General features: G+C 40.3%; 1 pseudogene. It reads left to right on the forward strand.

The window, feature by feature from the left end:
- A pseudogene (locus AAEZ02_RS22880) lies at positions 1-258 on the forward strand (hypothetical protein); the annotation flags it as partial.

The raw sequence follows: 258 nt of genomic DNA on the forward strand, positions 1-258 counted from the left end.
GTATCAAGCAGACCCATGCGACGACCAAAGCGAACCGTTAGATTTAAGTAATGTAGGCAGCGTGGTTGCACCATCAAGAGGTTACCCTGAAAACCTAACTAACGAGACAATAGATGCAAGGCAGCAGGATAGTCTTGTTAATGCGCGTGATAAAAAAGCTGAAATCGCTCAATACTTACGTAAACAAAAAATTGAACGTGAAATTAGAAACCTCGAAAAAGAAAGGACAAAAGCGTTCAAAGATCGTGATGACAAAAT

Source organism: Shewanella sp. T24-MNA-CIBAN-0130 (assembly GCF_040310185.1).
Lineage (GTDB): Bacteria > Pseudomonadota > Gammaproteobacteria > Enterobacterales > Shewanellaceae > Shewanella > Shewanella psychromarinicola.